We start from the raw sequence: 272 nt of genomic DNA, 5'->3' as shown, positions 1-272 counted from the left end.
ACTGCCCTTGAGGGTGTGGAAGTTGCGCCGCAATTCACTCAGCGCGGTGCGCTGCTCGGGCTCGGCCTGCCAGGTCGGCAGCCAGCGCTCCAGTTCGGCCTGGACCTCGCCGGCCTCTTCGATAAAGACCTCGCGCAGCTCCTCCTCGACCGGCTCGGCATCGGCCGCGGGCGGCAGCAGTGCCTGCGGCACCTGCGCCGCCGGAGGATTGATGGGGTTGACCGGCGTCGCCAGCACCTCGGCGGTCGCCTCGGCATCGGGGGTCGGCGGCG

Annotated in this window: 1 protein-coding gene; it reads right to left on the bottom strand. The window is 72.1% G+C overall.

Features of this window, described 5'->3' with window-relative positions:
- The coding region (locus tag FS767_RS22265) for an Hpt domain-containing protein (protein ID WP_144968255.1) at positions 1-272 on the bottom strand (272 nt) is incomplete at both ends.

The organism is Pseudomonas sp. DE0010 (assembly GCF_007680745.1).
GTDB lineage: Bacteria > Pseudomonadota > Gammaproteobacteria > Pseudomonadales > Pseudomonadaceae > Aquipseudomonas > Aquipseudomonas parafulva_B.
Note: the sequence above shows the minus strand (reverse complement) of the source record. Positions and strands in the feature narration are given on the sequence as shown.